A 22130-nucleotide genomic window follows, 5' to 3' on the forward strand; every position below is an offset into this window, starting at 1 on the left:
TTTTTTATGCTTCTATTTTTAAATAATCACTTGTCGTTACAATGTTAATGAGGCTTACCTGCACGATTAATTTCCCTACTCTCTTTTATAACAGTGACTTATTTCCCGCTAGCACAGGTGTGTATTTTTTCCACCGCATAATTGTTGCATTTTTTTTTGCCTAATTCACAAAGGTTGTTTATATGTTTAATGGCGCATATTGCCTACCGCCAAACGCGCCGAATAATTAAAAATAATTAATTTCAGTGAGTTATCTTTCTTATAAACATTTATACCAGGCAAATCTTTGATGCTGCTTTAAACGAAGCGGTATCAATCTTTAGCGGGTGTGATGCATTCACTCCGCCGGGTTGACTATTGTCTTTATTCGGGAGATAGCTGCATGGCTTTAGAAAATAACCGTTCAGAATCTGTTGATATTCTAAATCGCAAAACTGGCGATCTGGTTACCCAATATTCCGGGCCCGGCGATCGTGTGGTGAATATTACGCAATCCAGCGTGGTTAGAATTAATGCCTCGCCGGAATCCGTTAATTTTTATGAGCGCCAGGGTGATGACCTGATTGTCCATATGCGTGACGGTTCAACGGTTCGCTATCAAAACTTTTTCCACCTCGATGCCGACGGGTTGCACAGTGAACTGATTTTCGAAGACCAGTACGGTACCCACCATGCGGTTTTCCCTTTTGCAACTGAAGCCGGTCCTGCCGCAGCGGAAGCCATTGTCCCGGTGATGGCGGATACGTCGCTGGGCGCGCTAATCGGAGGTGAAGGCCTGTCAACGGCGGCCATCCTGGGCGGCCTGGCTGCGGTGGGTGGTATTGCCGGCGTGGCCATCGCGGCAAGCGGCGGCGGCGGTGGGGGAGGCGGCGGCAGTAACGATAACGACGGCAGTAACGGCGGTGGAGACGGTGGAACGGGCGGTGAAAACGGCGGTTCTGGCAATGGCGGTGAAGACAGTGGCGCTGGTAGCGGTGATGATGGCACCGGCAGCGGTGGCAACGGTAACGGCAGCACCCCTTTGCCCGGCGGTGAAAACCCTACGCCGTCCACGCTAAACATCGCGCCGTTCACCGAAGATAACGTTATCAACCTCGACGACAGCAATACCGATCAAATCCTTAGCGGCACCACGGATGCCAGTAATGCGGGCCGCACGCTCACCGTCACCCTGGGCAACAACAGCTGGAACACCGTTATCGCGGCGGATGGCACCTGGACGGTCACCATTCCAGGTGCGGTATTACAGGCGCTCCCACAAGGTGACGCTAACCTGAATGTCTCCTTCGTCGACAGCAACGGCAATCCCATCTCCGAAGATATCACCCTGACGGTCGATACCATCCCACCAGAGCTTGATCTGGCGGAGTTCTCTCCCGGCAACGTCCTCGATCAGGCGCAAGTCGACAGCGGGAAACTCATCTCCGGTTTTAGCTCGCCGGAAGATGCCGGGCAAACGGTCACTATCACCCTTGGCGAAAACCAGTTCGAGGCGATTGTTGCTGAAGACGGTAGCTGGAACGCGTTAATCCCGTCTGAGATTCTGCAAACATTACAGGAAGATCAGCGTTACACCCTGGAAATCAGCGTGACGGATCTGGCAGGCAACACCGCCACGGCTGAGCAAAGCTTTATCGTCAATACCACCCAGCCGATTATCCAACTGGAACCTATTACCGGCGACAACCTGATCAACGGGGCAGAACTCGCGCTAAACCAGGTCGTGACGGGCTGGACGGCGAATATCGACGCAGGCCAACTGGTGATGGTCACGCTTGGCACGAGCGCCTATTACACGCGGGTTGCTGGCGACGGCAGCTTCCAGGTGACGGTGCCCGCAGGCGACTTGCAGGCGCTGGCACCGCCCGAAGAAACCATTACCGTGCAGTGCCAGAACAATGACGGCACGCCGCTGGCGCAAGCCACTGAAACTCTGGTGATCGACCCGTCTCAGGACGCCATCGCCATTGCCATTCTTTCTACCGATGATTATCTGAGCGCCGCGGAATCGACCCAACCGCTGGAAGTGCGTGGCGTGACCACCGTCACCGGACCGGACGTCGCGGTAACGGTGAATTTCAACGATAAAGATTATGCCGCGCTGGTGGATGGCGCCGGCAACTGGAGCGCCGTGATCCCACCGGAAGATCTGGCTTCGCTGCCGGATGGCGTCACGCCGGTCACCGCCACGGTGACCTATGGCATTGGCAGCGCCAGCGACTCACGCGATCTGAATGTGATAGTAAATTATTTGCCGAAACCGACGCTTGACCTGCCGTTCGGCGATGGTTATCTCAACGCGCAGGAAATTACCGCCAACCAAACTCTCACCGGCAGCACCGGCGTCACGGGCACGGGGCAGCAGGTGACGGTACAGCTTGGCGACAAGAGCTACAGCGCGGTGGTCGATGTGGACGGGCGTTGGACGCTTGAGGTACCGGCCGCCGATCTCCAGAACCTGCGCGAGGGCACCGTGTCGCTGAACGTCAACGCCATTGACGCCGCAGGCAATAGCGTCACGCTGGCGGGTAACGCCATTGTCGACGTAACGCCGCCCATTCTCAGCCTGTTGCCGTTCTCGGGCGACAGCAAACTGAGCGGCGGGGAACTCAGCGCGGCGCAGACGCTTTCGGGCGTCACCACGCCTGAGCAAAATGGCCGGGAAGTGGTGGTGGATATCAACAACCAGCGCTTCACCACCACGGTCAACAGCGATGGAACCTGGAGCGTCCGGCTGCCTGCCGGTAGCCTGAGCTCGCTACTCGAAGGCGATAACAACTATACCGTGACGCTCACCGACAGCGCGGGCAACAGCCAACAGGCCACCGGCGTCGTGTCGGTGAAAACCGCGCAGCCGTTGCTGAGCGTCGATCCGTTCACCGCCAATAACGCCCTGAGCGCCGCTGAAGTCAAAACCGATCAGTGGCTGACCGGCTCGACAGAAAACGTCGAGGCTGGCAGCAAAATCGTCGTGGTGCTGGGTAACCAGGAATTCACAACCCAGGTAGACGCAGACGGCAACTGGCGCATCCAGATGACCGCCGCCGATCTGCAAAAACTGGCTGACGGCACCAACACCCTGCAAGTCGCGGTAACGGACGCCTATGGTCAGCCTGCGACTCAGCAGCACAGTTTTGTAGTGGACAAGAGCCTGAGCGCGGTGGCAATCAGCATTATCGCCGATGACGATTATCTCAACCAGGCGGAAAGCACCGAAGAATTGGTGGTGCGCGGCACCAGCGCCGGCCTGCCGGTAGGGACCGCCATCGAGGTGAATTTCGGCGGTACGCTGTTTGACACCACCATCGGGCCGGATGGCACCTGGAGCGTCACCGTTGGTCCTGAAGTCTTAACCGAACTGGCGGATGGCGAACTCACCATCACCGCCACGGCGACCTCACCAGATAACACGCCCGTCAGCGACAGCCATCTGCTGAACGTGGTGATTGAAAACTTACCTGACCCCACCGTGGACGCGCCGTTTGGCGATGGGGTGCTCAACCTGGCGGAACGCGGTCAGTCCCATGAAATCACCGGCAATACCGGCGTCGCAGGCGGCGGACAGCAGGTTGAAATCACCCTCAACGGCAACACCTATCGCGGCCAGGTGGCGGCCGACGGTTGCTGGAGCGTGAGCCTGCCCGCAGGCGCGCTAGCCGGCCTGACCGAGGCGGATTCGCCGGTCGCGCTGGTGGTGACCGTCACCGACGCGGCAGGCAACGTGGTGCCAATCGGCGAAAGCTTTACCGTGGATGTCACGCCGCCGACGGTGACCGTATTGCCGTTTACCGGTGACGATATCCTCAACGTGGCGGAAGCGGGCGTGCAACAACTGCTCAGCGGAACCGCACCGGGCGCAGAAGGTGGGCAACCGGTTACTGTCGCGATCAACGGCGTGACTTACCAAACCTTTACCGGTACGGGCGGCGGCTGGGAGCTGCCGATCCCTGCCGAAACGCTTCAGGCGTTACCGAGCGGCCCGGTTGCCATTACCGTTACCGCCACCGATAGCGCGGGTAACCCGACCACCATTAACCATGTGATCACCCTGGATACCGATCCGCAGCAGCAGCCGCGGGTCAGTATCGATCCGGTAGCCAATAACAACATCATTGATGCCGGCGAAGTACGCGCGGATGTCACTATCACCGGCTACACCCTGAACGTCGAAGCCGGGCGCGAAGTCACGGTGACCATTAACGGCGATAGCTGGACCGGTTTTGTGGATGCGGCCGGGCGCTGGAGCGTGACGGTGCCGCAGGCGGCGATTGGCGCGCTGGCCGACGGCGAACAAACCCTGACCGTGAGGGTCACCGATGCGGCGGGCAACGAGGCCAGCCAGGATCGCACCTTCACCATCAACCTCGACACCAGCTCGCTGACCCTCGATCCGATCACCGGCGATAATATTCTCGGCGTTGCCGATCTGGCCGATGGATTTGAGATCGCCGGGCGCAGTGTGAATATCGCTGAAGGCACCGTGTTGACCGTGACCCTGAACGGCAAACAGTACCCGGCGACGGTGGCTGTGGGGGGCACCTGGAGCGCGCTGATCCCGCAGGCAGATGCCGCTGCGCTGGCAGACGGTACCGCCACGCTCACCGTGTCGGGCATGGATACCGACGGCAATCCGATTTCTACTTCGCACAGCTTCAATGTGCTGACGCACCAGACGCCGGAGCCGACGCTCAATACGCCGTTTACCGACGGCATCGTCAGCGGTAGCGAACTGGGCGGCGGGTCGTTGAGCGGCACCACCGGGGTCAGTGGGGCAGGGCAAACCGTCACCGTCACGCTGGGAACGGCAATCCTGACTGCCGCCGTAGACGCCAACGGCAACTGGAGCGTTGCTGTCCCCGATACCGCGCTGGCCGATCTGGCTGAAGGCCCGAATGGGCTGGTGGTGACCGCGACCGATGCCGCAGGCAACAGCAATACTCTGGAAAGCAGCCTGGAAGTGGATACCACGCCGCCGACCCTGACCATCGGCCCCATCGCGGGCGATAACACCGTTAATATCGCCGAAGCGAAACAGGAAATTATCATCAGCGGGACCGCCGGACCGTTTGATCCTGAACGGGCGCAGTATGTGATTGTCGATCTCAACGGCCAGAAATACAGCGCCTTGATCCAGGACGGAAATATCTGGAGCGTGACCCTTCCGGCCAATGCGCTGAGCAATCTGCCAGATGGCCCGGTCACGGTGACCGTGACGGCGAGCGATCCGGTAGGCAATAGCGCCACAGAAACCGCTACCCTGACGCTGAATACCGATCCGCTGAGCGCGCCAACCCTGACGCTGGATCCGGTGTCCGGCGATGACTACATCAACGCCAACGAAGCGCAAGAGCTGGTGACGCTTTCCGGCACCACGACCTTTGTCGAAGAGGGCCGTGAAGTGGTGCTGACGCTGAATGGCGTAGAGTATCGCACCACCGTGCTGGCTGACGGCAGCTGGACGGTAGACGTCCCGGCGGACGATCTGGCGCGGGTGGCCGATGGCCCGCAGGCGATCGCCGTTACGGTCACGGATGCGGCGGGCAACCCGGCCAGCACTACCCGTACCGTTAATTTCATCGCCAGCCCGGAGAACCAGCCGAGCCTGACGGTGGACGTTGTGGCCGGGGACGATGTGATCAATGCCCGGGAGCAGGATCTGCCGCTGACCCTTACCGGTGGATCGCGCAATCTGCCGCAGGGCACGCTGGTAAACATCACTCTGGGCGACGGGAATTACACCGCGACCCTTGGCCCGGATGGCACATGGCAGGTCACTCTCCAGCCAGCCGATCTTCAGGCGCTCGCCGATCGAAGTTATAACCTGGTGGTCACTGCCCTCGATCCGGCGCTGAATGAAGCGGCGATGATCTATCCTATAACCGTTGATACCACCGGCCCTGACGTCATCATCAATGAAACAGGATTCTACGCCGATGGCCGCCTGAACCTCGCCGAAGCGGGCGTCGATCAACTGCTCACCGGCACGACCACAGCGGGATCAACCGTGTCGCTGACCCTCAACGGCAACACGATTACCACCCAGGCGGGGATCGACGGCAGCTGGCAACTGACGCTGCCGTCCCAGGATCTCAAAGCGCTCAATCAGGGGGTGAATGACCTGCAAGTGGTGGTGACCGATCCGCAAGGCAACGAAACGCGTGAACAACTGCCGCTGGATGTGGGTACGGTGCTGCCGACCCTGAGCCTGGACGCGGTCTTTGTGGATAACCTGGTCAGTATTGATGAGGCGAACAACGGCGGCGAAATTACCGGGACTGCCACTGGCTTGATCGATGGCACGACGGTAGAAATTTACCTGGGCGACACCCTGTTAGGAACCGGGATCGTCACTGGCGGCGCATGGACCGTCACCATCGATACTGGCGAGTTCAATAACTTTGCCAGCGGGCAGTACGTGCTGAACGTTACCGCCACCGACGCCTGGGGCAACCCGGCCAGCACCAGTGCCGATATTGAACTGCTGTTAACCGAACCGCAGGCGACGCTGCCGGAAACGCTGTTCACCGATGGCTTCCTGAACCAGGCGGAAGCGAGCGTCGGCCAGACGTTGACCGGCAACACTGGCATTACCGGCAGCGGCCAGGCTGTGGTTGTGAATATCGACGGGCTGGGGCCGATTGCCGGAACCGTGGACGATCAGGGCAACTGGGCCGTGCAATTACCTGCCGATCTGCTGCAAAACCTGGCGGATGGACCCTACGATATCACTGTGACCGTGACCGACAAAGCGGGTAACACCACTACCAGCCCGACGGAAACCTTTGAAGTGCGCACCGACGCGCTGCCGGTGCCGACCCTGACTCCGCCGTTTACCGACGGCATTCTGAATAGCGATGAGGCGGACGCGGGCGGCGCGCTGGGCGGCACTACCGGTCTGGCTGCGGAAAATATTGGCCAGGTGACCGTGAGCATTAACAACGGCCCGGCGCAGGTTGCGACCATCAACCCGGACGGTAGCTGGACGTTGCCGCTGACGCCGGAACAGCTAAACGCGCTGCCGGATGGCACGCTGCCGGTGACGGTGGTGGTGACCGATGTGGCGGGCAATACCTCCCCTGGCAACAGCAGTTTTGGCGTGGTAATCAACACCCTGCCAGACGCGACCTTTATGACCCCGTTTGGCGACGGCGTGTTGAATTACGCAGAAACCCAGACGCCGCAGGTGATCCGTGGTTCAACGGGCGTCACCGGCGCGGGGCAGACCGTCACCCTGACCTTTAACGGTGAGAATTACATTGGTACGGTCAACGCGCGGGGGGAATGGGCCGTCACGCTGCCAACGACCGCCTTTACTGGCCTGGCGGCGGGAGATACGCCGATCATGACCGTGCTGGTCACCGATGCCGCGCTCAACACCAGTACCGAAAGCATTGGTTATCAGGTGCAGACCGCGTTGCCGACGCCGCAGATCACCAGCCTGTTCGGCGATGACAGCTATCTGAACGCCGCCGAAGCCGCCGGGCCGCTGACCCTGAGCGGCACCACCGGCGTCACCGGGCCGAATCAGTACGTCACCGTAACCATTGATGTGAACGGCACCCGCTATGTGGCTAATGTGACGCCGGAAGGTGCCTGGAGCGTACCGCTGCCAGCGGGCGCGTTGCAGTCGCTGGCAAATGGCCCACACGCCATCACCGTGATTGCCGAAGATCAGTACGGCAACCAGGCGCCGCTTGAGGTGCCGTTTACCGCCGCGCTGACGCCGCCCACCGTCGCCATCAACACGCCAGTCTTTACCGATGGCTACGTGAACGTGGCGGAATCGGACGGCAATACCCAACTGAGCGGCTCGTTGACTACCGGCGTGCCGGAAGACACCACGGTCATCGTTACCATTGGCGGCGTGCCGTTCACGGCGGACGTGTCCGGCAATACCTGGACGCTCAATCTCGGCCCGGATAGCCTGGATGGCGTGCCGAACGGCCCGCAAAGCGTGGTAGTGACTATTACCGATGGCGCGGACAATACCGGCAGCGCCACCGTACCGGTGAACATTGCTATCATCCCGCCGACCATCACCGTTGAGCTTCCCTTCGGCGAAGGCGCATTGAGCTTTGCCGAAAGCCAGCAGCTCCAGACCCTACGCGGCACCACCACCAATGTGGAAGCGGGGCAAACCGTGACGGTGACGCTGGGAGATCAGCAATACACCACTACCGTGCAGCCTGGCGGCGGCTGGTCATTGCAACTGACACCGCAGCAAATGGCGCTGCTCACGCCGGGTGATACCACCATTGCGGCGAGCGTCAGCGACCGGGCCCAGAACCCGGCGACATCCGATCCCATCGGCGTTTCAATCAATACCCAACCGCCAGAATACAGCGTCACCATTAACCCGCCGGGAACGGATGGCTACCTGAACGCCAGCGAACTGAGCGGCGAGACAATAGCCATTTCCGGGCGGACCACCGGCTTTGAGGCCGGGCAGGAAGTGACAGTTACCGTTAACGGCGTCGGGGTCGGCAACGCCGTGATTGACGCCAATGGGAACTGGACGCTCGCCGTGCCGTCGGCGGTATTTGCGGCGCAGACCGACTATACCGTGATTGGTACTACCGTTGCCGAGCCGGTCACTGTCGGCAACACCAGCGTGATTGTCGATACCACGCCGCCAACGGTGATTATTAACCCAATCTCAGGCGATGACGTGATCAGCGCCAGCGAAAGCAATCAGCCGTTGACGATCGCTGGTACTGCGGTCGGCGAACAGGGCCGTACCGTCACGGTCACCCTGAACGGACAAACCCTGTACAGCACTGTAGACAGCGCAGGCAACTGGAGCGTCACCCTGACGCCTGCCCAGGTCGCGGCGCTGCCGAACGGTACGCTGGATGTCACCGCCTCGATGACCGATGCGGCGGGCAACCCGGATACTGAAGTGCGTCCGATTACCGTCGATAAAGACGCGCCGCTGCTGGTGGTGGACACCCTTGGCGTGCCTGCATTGCTGACGACGGCGACGGCTATCCCTGGCGTGCTGCTGGGTGGCCGTGGCGACGTGGGCGAAACGGTGACGGTGCGCGTCGGGCCGCTGGTCGCGGAAGCGCTGGTTGACGCAGACGGTCGCTGGACGATTAACTCGGCGGATCTGGATCTCACGTCGCTGTTCGACGGCGCGCAGGTGATTTCCATTACCTCCACCGATGCGGCAGGCAACACCTCCACCAATAACGTGGCGCTCAACGTGGCGCTTAACCGTGGCCTGGGCGTGCTGATAGAAGATCTGATCGGTGGAGACGGCGTCCTGAACGTTGCCGAATCGCTGTTGATCCAGACCCTGACGGGCACCATCTCCGGGGATTATCGCGGTGCAACGGTAGAGGCGACGTTGCTGGGCACCGATATCACGCTGCCAGTGGTCTCCGTTGGGCCGGATGGCCGCTTTGCCATCGACTTCCCGCCCGATCTCTGGACGCAGATCCTTACCGATACGGTTTCACTGCAACTGAACGTGACCGACGCCAACGGCAACACCACCAATGAGATCGTCGACGTGCGTCTGGCGCTCAGCGATCTGCCGGTGATCGGCGATGTCATTGCGGCTGGCGACAATATTATCAACGTCCTGGACAGCACCACCGATCAACTGGTGACCGGGACGCTGTCCACGGTGGAAAACGTCGCGGATGTGGTGGTTACGCTGGCAGGGCAAACTTATCGGGCTGTGCTGAACGGGACCCAGTGGGCCGTGACCCTGCCACAGGACGTGCTGGCGAATCTGCCGGACGGCACGGCGGCGCTTCAGGTGGCGGTCACCGATACCTTTGGCAACGTGGTATCGAACACCACCGATCTGACCGTGGCACTGCGTAATCTGCCGTCTCTGGCGCTCGATCCGCTGTTCGGCGACGGCACGCTCAGCATCCCTGACTTGCTGTCCGGGCTGGTGAGCGGTACGGCGACCGGGCTGGCGGGCCAGACGCTGAATATCAGCATCGGCAATGCGCCGTTGCTAACCACCACGGTCGGTGAGAATGGTCGTTGGTCGGTGGCGCTAACACCAGAGGTTCGCGATATTCTGCAAACTGTGGGCAGCGGTACGGTTCCGGTCAGCATTACGGCGACTGACCAGAACGGCAACGTCGCCGAAGTAGACAACACGCTGCGTCTCGATCTGCTGCAACCGGTGCTGAATACCCTCACGATGTTTGGCGATGGGCTGCTGAATGCGGTAGACGCGCTGGCGACCCAGACCATCAGCGGGCTGGTGGGTAATGCTCCGGCAGGCTCCAGCGTCTCGGTGGAGATTGGCGGCAGAACCTTTGCGGGCGTCGTCGCCAGCAACGGGGCGTTTACTATCAACGTCGGTCCGGCTCAACTGGCGCTCTTGTCGGATGGCGTATTTACCCCAACGGTGACCATCACCACTCCGAGCGGCAATACCAGCCAGGTGCCCGGCAGCGCGCCGATCACCATCGGGTTGGCTAATCTGCCGACGGTGATTGTGGATAGCGTGTTCGGTGACGGTTTGCTGAACGCGCTGGAAACCGGCGTTGCCCAGACCATTAGCGGAACGGTGGCTAACCTCGCCAGCGGGACGGTGCTGGTCAGGATCGGCAATTCCGCGCCGCTGGAAGCCACTATCAATAATGGCGTCTGGTCAGTGCAGGTGCAGCCGGACGTACTGCGCCTGCTGCCGGATGGCGCGCTGAACGTTACCGCGACGGTGCAGGATGCCGCAGGCAACGTGGCGACAGGCAATAAAGTGCTGAATAGCATTATCAACGCCGTACCGACGCTGACCGTCAATACGCCGTTCGGCGATGGCAACCTGAGCCTGACGGACCTGCTGACCAACCAGATCCTCAGCGGCAGTTCCACCCATCTGGCGGCGGGCACGCAGGTTACCGTCAACGTTGGGCCGCTGGCGCTGCGCACCACCATTGCTGCGGACGGCAGCTGGCAGTTGTCGCTGCCGGGCGCGCTGTTGCAGGGATTGCAGGACGGTAGCCAGTTGATCTCGGTGACAGCCCAGGACGTGGTGGGCAACGTGGCGCAGGGCACGCAAAACCTGTTGGTGTCCATCGCCGCGCTGCCGTCGATTATCCTCGACCCGCTGTTTGGCGATGGCGGCCTGAACGCCTCCGATATCCTGAGCGCGAAAGTCATCACCGGTAGCAGCACCAACGCCATTGGCGCACAGGTTAACCTGCTGTTGGGCGGCAAAACCTACCAGACCACGGTAGGCGCGGACGGTAAATGGTCGATCCCGGTTTCGCAAACCGATCTCGGCCAACTGCTGGACGGCACGCTGACGGTGAATGCCTCGTTGACCAACGCCGCAGGCAACAGCGCCAATACCAGCGGGTTGCTGAACATCGTTACCCATCTTCTGCCGACCCTCTCGCTGACCTCGCTGTTTGGCAACGACAGCTACCTGAACGTGAGCGAAGCCAGTTCCGGACAGATCCTCACCGGGCGGATCACGGGCGCAGGCGGGGGCGCAAGCGTGGTCGTCACCCTCGGCAATACGCCATACAACGCCACGGTGAACCCGGACGGCACCTGGTCGCTGGCGTTGAGCAGTAACATTCTCAACGGCCTGACCAACGGGGCGCTGAAAGTGGGCGTAGCGGTCACCGACATCGTCGGCAACGTGACCCGCACCAGTACCGACGTGACCGTGAAACTGACCACGCCGGAGCTGACCTTTAACGCGCTGCAATCGCTCAACCTGCTGACCCTGCTGACGAAAGGGCTCACCCTCAACGGTGGCTCCCGTAACCTGGGCGCAGGCGCGGTCGTCCACTTGTCGCTGCTGAATAACACCGTCACCACCACGGCGATCACCGATGCCAATGGCAACTGGTCGGCGAATATCGGTCTGGGGCTGAATATTCTGCAACTGCTGTCGCTGTCCAGCGTGCTGACTATTTACTCCACCGATGCGGCGGGCAACACCGGCTACCTGAACGTAGGGCTGGGCGGCAATATCATCTCCACCGAGCCGCCTGCGGGCTTCACCGTGACCCAGGCCGATGCGGAAAACTTCTCGCTGCTGGCGGCAACCGCCGATGTTCAGCAGGAACCGGCGGCGACTCAGGAACAGCAAACCGCTACCGTGGCGAGGGATGATGCGGCAGGACTTGCTGAACCGCAAACTCCCCCCGAAAGCGAACTCAGCAGCTTCTCTATTGGCGGCGTGAGTATCGACCTGGCCGACGGAACGTACCAGAGCGGGGAGACGCTTCAGGGCAGTGAGGGTAACGACACCATCCACCTGTCGACGCTGGGCTTCACGTCTATCGACGCGGGGGCGGGCACCGATACCCTGATGCTCGACGGCATCAATATGACTCTCGACCTCACCGTACTGACCGGCAAATTGCACAACATTGAAATTTTCGATTTGGGCCAGTCCGGCACCAATACCCTCACCCTCGATCTTAACGAGGCGCTGACCATCACCGACAAACCGGAAGACGATCTGCTGATCAAAGGCAGTAACGGCGACCAGGTGAACCTGGTGAAAGGGCAGGATGATATCTGGCAGGTCAGCGGGCAGCGGGATGTGGACGGCGTGCAGTTTGATGTTTACCACAACAGCTCGCAGACCAACACCCTGGGGGATGTGCTGGTGCAACACGGGTTACACGTCAACGTGGTTTAACGGGCGACACAGGCAGGGACGCCGGGAACTCAGGGATGAGGGAATGATTTCTAACAATATCACCAGCCGCCTGCGGGCGGCTTTACAAGGTGGAATTCGATGACGATAAAACCGGTGTATCGACGCACGGTGACGGCGCTGCTGGTCGCCGTCGCGCTGTGCAGTGTGGCAAACGCAGCGGCGCAAGAGGACTTTCGCTGGCAAACCGCGCCAACCGAAGCCTTCCAGGCGCAGCTGACCATTAAAGAAGCGATTCTGCGCGCCTTTGCCCGCAACCCTAAAATCGCCCAGGCCTCGGCGCAAATACAGGTCGGGAAAGCCAATCTCTCCGAAGCGGAAAGCGCCTGGTTTCCGCAAATTGCGCTCACCGGCAACGCCGGGCGTACTCACCGTACCGACTCCGCGGGTTCGCTGAACAGCAACGCGGCGGCGGGCCTCAACCTGAAACAGCTGCTGTGGGATTTTGGCAAAACCGGCGGCAGCATAGATGAACAGGAAAACCTGTCGACCTCTTATCAGTACGATCTGTACACCACCCTGAATCAGGTCGGCATGGAAACGTTGCAATCCTATTTGCAGGTCAAGCGCTACCAGGCGCTGGCGAAAGCGGCGGAGCGCAACCGCCGTTCGCTGGAGTCGGTCCGCGAAATGGCGAAGCTGCGCGCCGGGGCGGGGCTGAGCTCCCAGTCCGACGTGTTGCAGGCCAGCACGCGCATCGCCGCCATGAACGCCACTTTTGAGCAGTATCAGGCGCAGATGCGTTCGGCGCAGGCGTCGCTCAGCGTGCTGACCGGGGTGATCTCCGACAACCTGCCAGACCTGCCTGACGATCTGATGAAGCAAAAAATCTCGCTCAAATCTCTGCCTTACGACCAGAACAACGCAGTACGTAGCGCCCAGGCGAAACAGCTGGCTTCGGAAGAGCGCATCCGCCAGGCCAGGGCGCAGCACTACCCGACTATTTCGGTACAGGCGGGGCGTACCCGTTATCAGAACGACAACGGCGACTACTGGGATGACGAAGTGCAGTTGGTGGTGGATGCGCCGCTGTATCAGGGCGGCGCGGTGAGCGCCCGGGTGGATGCCGCCGAAGGCGACCGGGCCAACGCCCGCGCCCAGGTGGAAGCCAGCAAGCTTGACGTCAACCAAAAGGCCGCCACCGCCTGGGCGGATTTAACCGGCGCGCAGCAGCGCCAGCAGGCCGGTGAGCTGCAACTGTTAAGCGCAGGCCAGGCGCGCGGGGTGTACCGCGACGAATACCAGTTAAGCAAGCGCAGCCTGAATGATTTGCTGAGCGTCGAGCAGGACGTGTTTTCGGCGGAAAGCGCCGCCATCGTCGCCCGCTATGACGCCTGGGACGCCGCCGTGCGCTACGCCGGAGCGGTAGATAATTTGCTCGATATGTTGGGCATCGAGCGCACCCGTTTAACAGGAGACAGCCTGCCGTCGCTATAGGCAGCGCATGTGAAGGAGTCAGTATGGAACAGCCCGATACCGCATCCTGGATAGCCGCAATGACCCGCGCCGCAGGGCGTTTTGGCCTGACCAGCGATGCCCCTGCCGTCCGCCAGCAAATGCGCTGGTTTGAAAACTTGCCGCTTTCCCAGCGGCTTTCCCGCATGGCAGGGTTAATGGGATTACAAATTCAAATGATGCCCCGCGACCGGATGCGCTGGAGCCCGCAAAATTTGCCGGTGATTGTGCCAGGCCAGGACGGCAACCTGGTGCTTATTGAGGCGCTGGACGGCGACGGCCTCGCCAGCTATTGGGTGAGTGACGGCGGCGATCTGGTGCGCGAAGAGGCGCTGGAAACGCTGCTGGAACGGTTACAGGATCAGGTGGTGATGATCGGCATCGCCGCCCGCAGCCACGACCCGCGCATTGATGAGTTTGCCCAGGCCTGGGAGCCGCACTGGTTCTGGCGGCATTTCCGCCACGCAGGCCGCAAGCTGGCGGAAATCTCGCTGGCGTCGGTGGTGGGCAACGTGCTGGCGCTGGCGGGGATTTTGTTTTCAATGCAGGTTTACGACCGGGTGATCCCGGCGCAGTCCTTCCCGACGCTGTGGGTGCTGTTCTTCGGGGTGCTGATGGCGGCGCTACTGGAGTTCTTTATCCGCCTGGCGCGTACCCACGTGTCAGACATTATGGGCAAGCATATTGATTTACAGGTCTCGTCACTGTTTTTCGCCAGGGCGATGGCGATCAAAAACGACGCCCGCCCGAAATCCACTGGATCGTTTATTTCACAGCTGCGGGAAATCGATCAGGTGCGTGAACTGCTGACCTCCACCACAGTGGGGGCGGCGATGGATATTCCATTCGTGCTGCTGTTTCTCGGCATTATGGCACTGGTAGGCGGGCCGCTGGTGGCGATCCCGTTACTGGCGATCCCGCTGATTGTGATCCCAGGGATTCTGATCCAGTGGCCGATGGCGAAGCTTGCCAAAGAGGGGATGCGCGAGAGCGCGATCCGCAACGCGGTGCTGGTGGAATCCATCGAAGGGGTGGAGGACATCAAGGCATTACAGGCGGAACCGTACTTTCAGCGCCAGTGGGAGCACACCCACCATGTGGGGGCCAGCATCGGCATGAAGCAGCGCATCTGGGGGGCGCGCCTGAGCGGCTGGGCCTCCACCGTGCAGCAAATCACCTACGCCGGAATGCTGGTGTTCGGCAGCTATCTGGTACTCGACGGGCAAATCACTACCGGGACGCTGGTGGCGTGCAGTCTGCTCTCGTCACGCACCCTCGCGCCGCTGATGCAACTGACCATGGTGTTCTCCCGCTGGCAGCACGCAAAAACCGCCATGAGCGGGCTGAACGAACTGCTGAAAAAACCGCTGGATCGCGAAGCCTCCCGCAAGATGGCGCATTGCCCGGTGCTGGCCGGGCATTACCAATTCCAGAATTCGCAATACAGCTACGACGAAGAAAAGAGCGACCGCGCGCTGTCCATCGGCAAGCTGGAGATCAAACCCGGCGAGCGTGTAGCGATTTTAGGCAAAGTCGGTGCCGGTAAATCGACGCTGCTGAAATTGCTCAGTGGCCAGGCGCAGCCGGGAAAAGGCAAAGTGATTATCGATGGCGTGGATTTGGCGCATATCGACCCTAACGACGTGCGCCGCCAGGTAGGCTACCTGTCGCAGGATTCCCGGCTGTTTTTCGGCACCCTGCGCCAGAACCTGATGCTCGGTCATCCGCATGCCACCGACGCGGAGCTATTACAGGCGCTGCGCATCAGCGGGGCGCTCAATATGGTGCAGCAGGACGCCGCCAGCCTCGACCGGCTGATTAATGAAGGCGGACGCGGACTGTCCGGCGGCCAGCGGCAAATGGTGCTGCTGAGCCGACTGATCGTCCGTAATCCGCAAATCGTGCTGATGGACGAACCCACGGCCAACATGGATGAGCAACTGGAAAACCTGATTATCCGCCAGCTGCACCAGTGGCTGACGGGCCGTACCCTGGTACTGGTCACTCATCGTCCGGCGCTGCTGGCGCTGGTGGACCGGGTGATCGTAATGGATAACGGCCAGGTAGTGGCGGACGGGCCGCGCGATCAAATCCTCAAAACTGCCCAACGTAACAGCAATGTGGCGTCCATCGCTTAAGGAAACAGGATGAGTCAACTTACTCTTGAGGAAGATTTGGCGCGTCAGGGGCGCTTTTATTCGTCGGTGATCTGGCTGTCGCTGATTGGTCTGGTGGTGTTTTTTGTCTGGGCATGGTTTGCCATGCTGGATGAGGTCACCGTCGGCACGGGCAAAGTGACGCCGTCCAGCCATGCGCAGGTGATAGAGAGCCTCGACGGTGGGATTGTCAATGCGCTGCTGGTGCAGGAGGGGGATATCGTCGAGCAGGGCCAGATGCTGGCACGACTTGACCCTACGCGTTTTCAGTCCAACTACGGCGAAGCGGCGGCGCGGGCCAGAGCGTTGCGGGCTTCCAGCGAGCGGCTGCGCGCCGAACTCACCGGCGAGCCGTTGAAGTTCAGCGAGGAGTCGATGCGCGAGCCGAACCTGGTGGCGCGCGAACGTCAGCTTTATGAATCGCGGCGGCGTAACCTCAATGAGACAGTTTCCAACCTGCAAAAGACGCTGGAGCTGATCAATGCCGAAATCCGCATGACCCAGCCGCTGGTAGCGAAAGGGGCAGCGGGCCAGGTGGAGGTGATCCGCCTGCAACGCCAGGTGGCCGAGCTGCGCGGTAAGATCGACGAAGCGCGTAACCAGTACACGGTGCGCGCCAGGGAGGAGCAGGTGAAGAACGATGCCGATCTGGATGCCCAGATCCAGGCGATGGCGGGTAAAGCCGATCAGCTGGATCGCGCCACGCTCTATTCGCCGGTGCGCGGGGTAGTGAAAGACATCCAGGTGACCACCGTGGGCGGCGTACTTCAGCCGGGCGGCAAGTTGATGGAGATTGTGCCGCTGGAGGACAAGCTACTGATCGAAACGCGCATTAACCCGCGTGATATCGCTTATATCCGACCCGGCCTGCCCGCGACGGTCAAAATCACGGCCTATGATTCGTCTATCTATGGCAACCTGGATGGCAGAGTGGAAATCGTGTCGCCGGATACTCTTCAGGACGAAGTGCAGCGCGACCAGTTTTACTACCGGGTGTATGTGCGTACCGATCATGCGGAGCTGGAAAACCGCAGCGGCAAACGCTTTCCGATTTTGCCAGGGATGGTGGCGAGCGTGGAGATTAAGACTGGGCAGAAAACGGTGCTCGATTACTTAATCAAGCCGCTGAATAAGGTGAAAGAGGCGTTAAGGGAGCGGTAGCCGAAGATCGGTAAGCGTTCCTGTTGTGCGCTTGCATGGCAGAAACATAGAGATTTCAAAAATAGCAGAGTAAACCCTGCGGGAAATTACTCCGTTTATAACGCACTGATGATGGCGAATAACTCTCCTGATAAGGCAGGACGGTAATGTTTCCGTGCTGCCTTATAACATTAATCAATATGATTGTTATAACGGATAGTATTTCCAGGGTAACTGGAAATGCGGCCCATCACGAAAACCAGGCCAGTCTCCTCCCCACTCCAGCGGGATTTTCAATTGGATTGAGGCTTCCTTAAAAGCTTTAGCAATCTGTTTGTAATCATTAAATTCCCAGGATGCCTCACCTGCCGGGTATGCAATAAGATCGACTGCATGACCTGATAAGTGCCGGCTATTCATCGTTCTGGACTTCCCTTCCTTCACTAATTGCTTTTGCTTTTCAATAGCGCGTAGACCTTCCGTAATACCAAAATCGATTTCGCTTAACGTCAGGGCCTGTCGAACAAGTTTGATGAGATCGCTGTTGACACCTTGCAAATTTTTCTCACTTCTAAGACTAAATTTGTATTGATTCATTTTTTATTTCCTTTAAATGGTTAAATGGGAATCATATGTAAAACAAATCATTCTTGGTTATTTATTTCTTGTTGAGAGCTTCTAGTTACACCATGAATATTTATAAGCTGATACATAGTTGAAAAATGCTCAATAAATGTAAGGGATATTGTTAAAATTTGAGCTAACAGATGATTAAACGGTTGATACCGTCGGAGTGTCAGATACATAAACATGGATGGAGATACTGAATGGCAATTTTTATATCAAAGCAGTTAAAATATTTCATGGTTGCAATGGAGCATAAATCAATTACAAAAGCTGCTGAGACACTTTTTATCACCAGAACACCATTAAGCAAAATTCTGGCTGACCTTGAAAAATTCATAGGAGATAAACTCTTTGTACGCCTGTACAATACTCTTGAGCCAACGCAGTTAGCATTGGAACTCTATTATGATTTATTACCCATCTATGAAGCGCATCAAAAAATTGAAAGGAAAATTAAAAGAAACGATCGCGTCAAAAATGTTAAACTGATTTTTGATGTTAGCTTTCCTGAAGTTTTATATCGGCTTGTGGTATCGATTTTCAATGCAAATGATGAACAATCAAATATGGTGTGTGAGAAAGAAACTATCACCGATCAGTTTCTTGAAACGAATAAGCACAATGCGGATGTTATTATTATTTCCCTACGAAAGCTCTCCCCGATAGTGCACTATAATTATTTGTCGTGGGAGGGGGGTGAGTTAACATTACTTAAAACTAAAGACGAGAATAAAAAAGCACCGAAACTGAAAGTTTTCTTATGGAAGGACATGTTCAGCTGTTTTTTTGAAGAGAAAATTATGGAGAGGCTGGGAGGAAATTTCTCAGATATCGAAATAATAAAGCATAATTATGACTTTAGCACCCTGATTTATAAAGTACATCAGGGGCATGGGGCGGTGATAATACCAGAAAAAATTTCCTGCATTTATAAAACAGAAAGTATAGAACGTATCCCTTTAAAGGGTTGGCATCTTAAAGTTAATATTTATCATAATCTGTCAGAAAAATGCATACCTACGTTGCACTCAATAAGAAATACCCTGGGGCAACTGTTATGAATGGATAAGCTATGTTGTATACAGGCAGCTATTATGATTATGATTTGATAAGCCCATAAATGGGCTTATCTTAGTGTTAATTAATGTTATTTTTTTTGGTGCTACCAAGCTCAATGCCGGTTTTCTTTTTAATCATATATAAAAAAACCCTTCCAATGCCATGAGTTCCCAATAGTGCGATAATAATAGCAATAGCGCCTGGTGAAAGTTTTATGCCATATAAGGGTGGTATCACAATGATATGGGGGCGAATAAGATAAAATATCATTAAACATACAATAAGGTCGCCAATACGCTCGCGTACTTTCCCTTTTCCATAAAGCCATCTACCAATCTCACCCAGCATGAGTATTGACAGAACTTTAATAGTCTCTTTCGGTTGAGAAAACAGTTCACTGATAAGTTCACTAATAGTAATTTTATTGCTCATACCTTTTCCTTGTAACTCAAATTGAGGGGGCGCTTGATCCATCAAGGATACTACTGGCATTAATCAGCGAGAATTCAATTGTATTTGATATTTATAGTACTAAAAAATAGCCGCGAGTTTATAAAGGGCGAGGTAGGGTATGATTTATTCCCTTATTCATGAAGTCATCTGTTTTGTATTAAGATGAAAAAATAAATAGCCGATAAGCGCAGCATTAAATCATACCGATTTGGGGTCTAAATCACGGAGAGGCGCTAAGGGTGCGGTAATAAAAATCCCAACCGCGGGGTTGGGATTTTAGGGGAGTTAACGGCCCGCGTTTTTCATAATGCGGGCTTTATCTACCTGCCATTCACGCTCTTTGACATCCGAGCGCTTGTCGTGCTGTTTCTTACCTTTCGCCACGCCGATTTTGACTTTGCACCACGCGTTCTTCCAGTACAGCGACAGAGCGACCACAGTGTAGCCATCGCGGTTGATACGACCATACAGATTATCAAGTTCGCGCTGATTCAATAGTAGCTTACGGGTACGAGTCGGGTCACAAACCACATGGCTTGACGCGACGTTCAGCGGCGTAAAGTTCGCACCAAACAGATAGGCTTCGCCATCTTTGAGGATCACATAACTATCGCCGATGTTAGCTTTTCCGGCGCGTAAGGATTTTACTTCCCAGCCCTGAAGGGCAAGGCCAGCTTCAAATTCGTCTTCAATGAAGTATTCGTGACGGGCGCGTTTATTCAGCGCGATAGTGGCAGAACCCGGTTTGTGTGCTTTTTTCTTCGTCATAATGGCACTCAGTATCCGTAAAAAAGGCACCCCATCCTGAGGGGCGGAAAGCCGTTATAGTAGCACGTCTTAGGCCTGAGAGTTTTTGTTTCACCCAGGATAAATGCTATTCTTGGCAGGTTGCAGAACGACAGGAAACGCTATGCCTCAGATTAGCCGCACTGCCCTGGTACCATACAGCGCCGAGCAGATGTACCAATTAGTGAATGATGTGAAGTCCTATCCCGAATTTTTACCAGGCTGCGTGGGCAGCAGGGTACTTGAATCCTCCGCGACGCAAATGACCGCGGCGGTGGAAGTCTCGAAAGCAGGGATCAGCAAAACGTTCACCACCCGTAATACCCTGACCAGCAACCAGAGCATTTTAATGCATCTGGTGGACGGGCCGTTTAAGCGCCTGATGGGCGGCTGGAAATTTACCCCGCTCAGCCCGGAGGCGTGCCGCATCGAGTTCCAGCTTGATTTCGAATTTACCAGCAAGCTGATTGAACTGGCGTTTGGCCGGGTGTTTAAAGAGCTGGCAGGCAGCATGGTTCAGGCGTTCTCCGCCCGGGCAAAAGAGGTTTACAGTGCCAGCTAAGATCGCTGTTGAAGTGGCTTACGCGCTGCCGGAAAAGCAGTATCTGCGGCGCGTGACGCTGGAAGAGGGCGCTACGGTCGAGCAGGCGATTCACGCCTCGGGCCTGCTGGCGCTGCGCACCGATATCGATCTGAAGAAAAATAAGGTGGGTATTTACAGCAGGCCGGTAAAACTCACCGACGTACTCTCCGATGGCGACCGAGTGGAAATTTACCGTCCGTTAATCGCCGACCCGAAAGAGTTGCGCCGTCAGCGTGCGGAAAAGGCAGCGAAGAAATAGCGCCATCACTTTTTGAGTATGGCGTTCAATCGCGTGGCGGCATTTTTATACGGCGACACCGTATTGAACTGGATCATGCGTCCCCGCGTCCAGCTGTTGTACCAGGCAACGCCGTATAGCGCCTCATCGCTATAGCTTTCTACCAGTTCAACCAGCTTTTGATGGGTTTGTGCGTGCTTTTCAAGTAACGCGGGCCATGAGGTGAGAGTGGCGTAATCGGCATAGTATTTTTGCGCCAGTTTGCCGAGTTCATTCCATTTATAACCGCTTGCGGGAAAATCGATATCTTGCCCGGCGCGTTCCTGCTGATGCCAGTACAGCACCTGTTCTCCCCAGCCGATTAAGTAGCTCACCAGATTCGCCACGCTCATTTGCGTGCCGCTGGCGTGGCCGTCGAGTTGTGCGATAAAAACCTGGTCGGCGGGAACGCCGCTGAGTTTTTTCTGTAGCGCATCCCAGTTTTTATTCATCGCCGCCAGCAACTGCTGTTTATTCTCCGGTACAGACACGATATTCATCCCATAAAAAAAGGCACCATCTGGCACCTTTTTAACGCGTTATTTTGTTAGCGCGGGTTTGTTATCAATATTGGTCAGCACACCGCTGCTGTTAAAGGTCAGGGTCAGCGTTTGCTGAGTGACGTTTTCATGGCCCGGTTGCTGACGGAACACGTAGAACCAGGTATTGGTGCCGAACGGGTCGCTCATCATTGGGGTGCCAAGTGCATACGCAACCTGCTGTTGTGTCATCCCGACGCGAATTTTCGATACGTCGTTGGTAGTCAGGTAGTTGCCCTGGTTGATGTCCGGACGGTATACCACTCGCTCCAGAGTGGAACAACCAGCGGTCAGCATCAGAAGGGCCGCCGCAGCAGCAGTCAGCGTTTTACAGCGCATAGTCATGTGATTCCTTTTCGGGCCCGAGCAGTTTGTGGCTCATGGATAATTTGCCGATGATAATAAA

Annotated in this window: 12 protein-coding genes; 7 read left to right on the top strand and 5 right to left on the bottom strand. The window is 57.3% G+C overall.

All coding sequences use genetic code 11. The annotated features are described in order from the left end of the window. Positions 1–382 precede the first annotated feature (382 nt). From ACVV26_RS05115 to ACVV26_RS05130, 4 genes are all read left to right on the top strand, one after another. Positions 383–12631, top strand: a complete 12249-nt coding sequence (locus tag ACVV26_RS05115; RefSeq protein WP_474800301.1) for an Ig-like domain-containing protein — start codon at positions 383–385, stop codon at positions 12629–12631. Positions 12632–12730: 99 nt separating this feature from the next. Further along, positions 12731–14086 carry a TolC family outer membrane protein gene (locus ACVV26_RS05120; RefSeq protein WP_474800303.1) on the top strand — a complete coding sequence of 452 codons (1356 nt, stop codon included), beginning with the start codon at positions 12731–12733 and terminating at the stop codon, positions 14084–14086. Positions 14087–14109: 23 nt separating this feature from the next. Further along, entirely contained in the window at positions 14110–16242 is a 2133-nt protein-coding gene (locus tag ACVV26_RS05125; protein ID WP_474800305.1) for a type I secretion system permease/ATPase, read from the top strand. Between the two features lie 9 nt (positions 16243–16251). Continuing rightward, positions 16252–17421, top strand: a complete 1170-nt coding sequence (locus ACVV26_RS05130; protein WP_474800307.1) for a beta-barrel domain-containing protein — start codon at positions 16252–16254, stop codon at positions 17419–17421. Between the two features lie 186 nt (positions 17422–17607). On the opposite strand, the gene ACVV26_RS05135 is transcribed toward ACVV26_RS05130, so the two are convergent. Next, positions 17608–17997 carry a M15 family metallopeptidase gene (locus tag ACVV26_RS05135; RefSeq protein ID WP_474800309.1) on the bottom strand — a complete coding sequence of 130 codons (390 nt, stop codon included), beginning with the start codon at positions 17995–17997 and terminating at the stop codon, positions 17608–17610. Positions 17998–18227: 230 nt separating this feature from the next. Between ACVV26_RS05135 and ACVV26_RS05140 the strand changes: the two genes are divergently transcribed. Next, a complete protein-coding gene (locus ACVV26_RS05140) occupies positions 18228–19088 on the top strand; it encodes a LysR family transcriptional regulator (RefSeq protein ID WP_474800311.1) in 861 nt (286 codons plus the stop codon). A 76-nt stretch (positions 19089–19164) separates the two neighbouring features. On the opposite strand, the gene ACVV26_RS05145 is transcribed toward ACVV26_RS05140, so the two are convergent. Both ACVV26_RS05145 and smpB read right to left on the bottom strand, forming a co-directional pair. After that, the gene (locus ACVV26_RS05145) at positions 19165–19518 is read right to left on the bottom strand and encodes a hypothetical protein (protein WP_474800313.1); all 354 of its coding nucleotides are present in this window, start codon (positions 19516–19518) and stop codon (positions 19165–19167) included. Positions 19519–19824: 306 nt separating this feature from the next. Further along, a complete protein-coding gene (smpB, locus tag ACVV26_RS05150; protein ID WP_312985240.1) occupies positions 19825–20307 on the bottom strand; it encodes an SsrA-binding protein SmpB in 483 nt (160 codons plus the stop codon). A gap of 142 nt (positions 20308–20449) precedes the next feature. Between smpB and ACVV26_RS05155 the strand changes: the two genes are divergently transcribed. Both ACVV26_RS05155 and ACVV26_RS05160 read left to right on the top strand, forming a co-directional pair. After that, positions 20450–20887 (top strand): type II toxin-antitoxin system RatA family toxin, encoded by a 438-nt coding sequence (locus tag ACVV26_RS05155; protein WP_203124251.1) that lies wholly within the window; start codon positions 20450–20452, stop codon positions 20885–20887. After that, positions 20877–21167 carry an RnfH family protein gene (locus tag ACVV26_RS05160; RefSeq protein ID WP_474800315.1) on the top strand — a complete coding sequence of 97 codons (291 nt, stop codon included), beginning with the start codon at positions 20877–20879 and terminating at the stop codon, positions 21165–21167. Before ACVV26_RS05155 ends, ACVV26_RS05160 begins: the two co-directional genes overlap by 11 nt. A gap of 5 nt (positions 21168–21172) precedes the next feature. Here ACVV26_RS05160 and ACVV26_RS05165 read toward each other — a convergent pair whose 3' ends face one another. Together ACVV26_RS05165 and bamE are read right to left on the bottom strand one after the other, a co-directional pair. Continuing rightward, entirely contained in the window at positions 21173–21676 is a 504-nt protein-coding gene (locus ACVV26_RS05165; RefSeq protein WP_474801737.1) for a ClbS/DfsB family four-helix bundle protein, read from the bottom strand. 48 nt (positions 21677–21724) lie between these two features. After that, on the bottom strand, positions 21725–22063 hold the full coding sequence (gene bamE / locus ACVV26_RS05170) for an outer membrane protein assembly factor BamE (RefSeq protein ID WP_312985279.1): 339 nt from the start codon (positions 22061–22063) through the stop codon (positions 21725–21727). Between the last annotated feature and the right edge of the window lie 67 nt (positions 22064–22130).

This window comes from Atlantibacter sp. MEI4A-1023 (assembly GCF_056155425.1).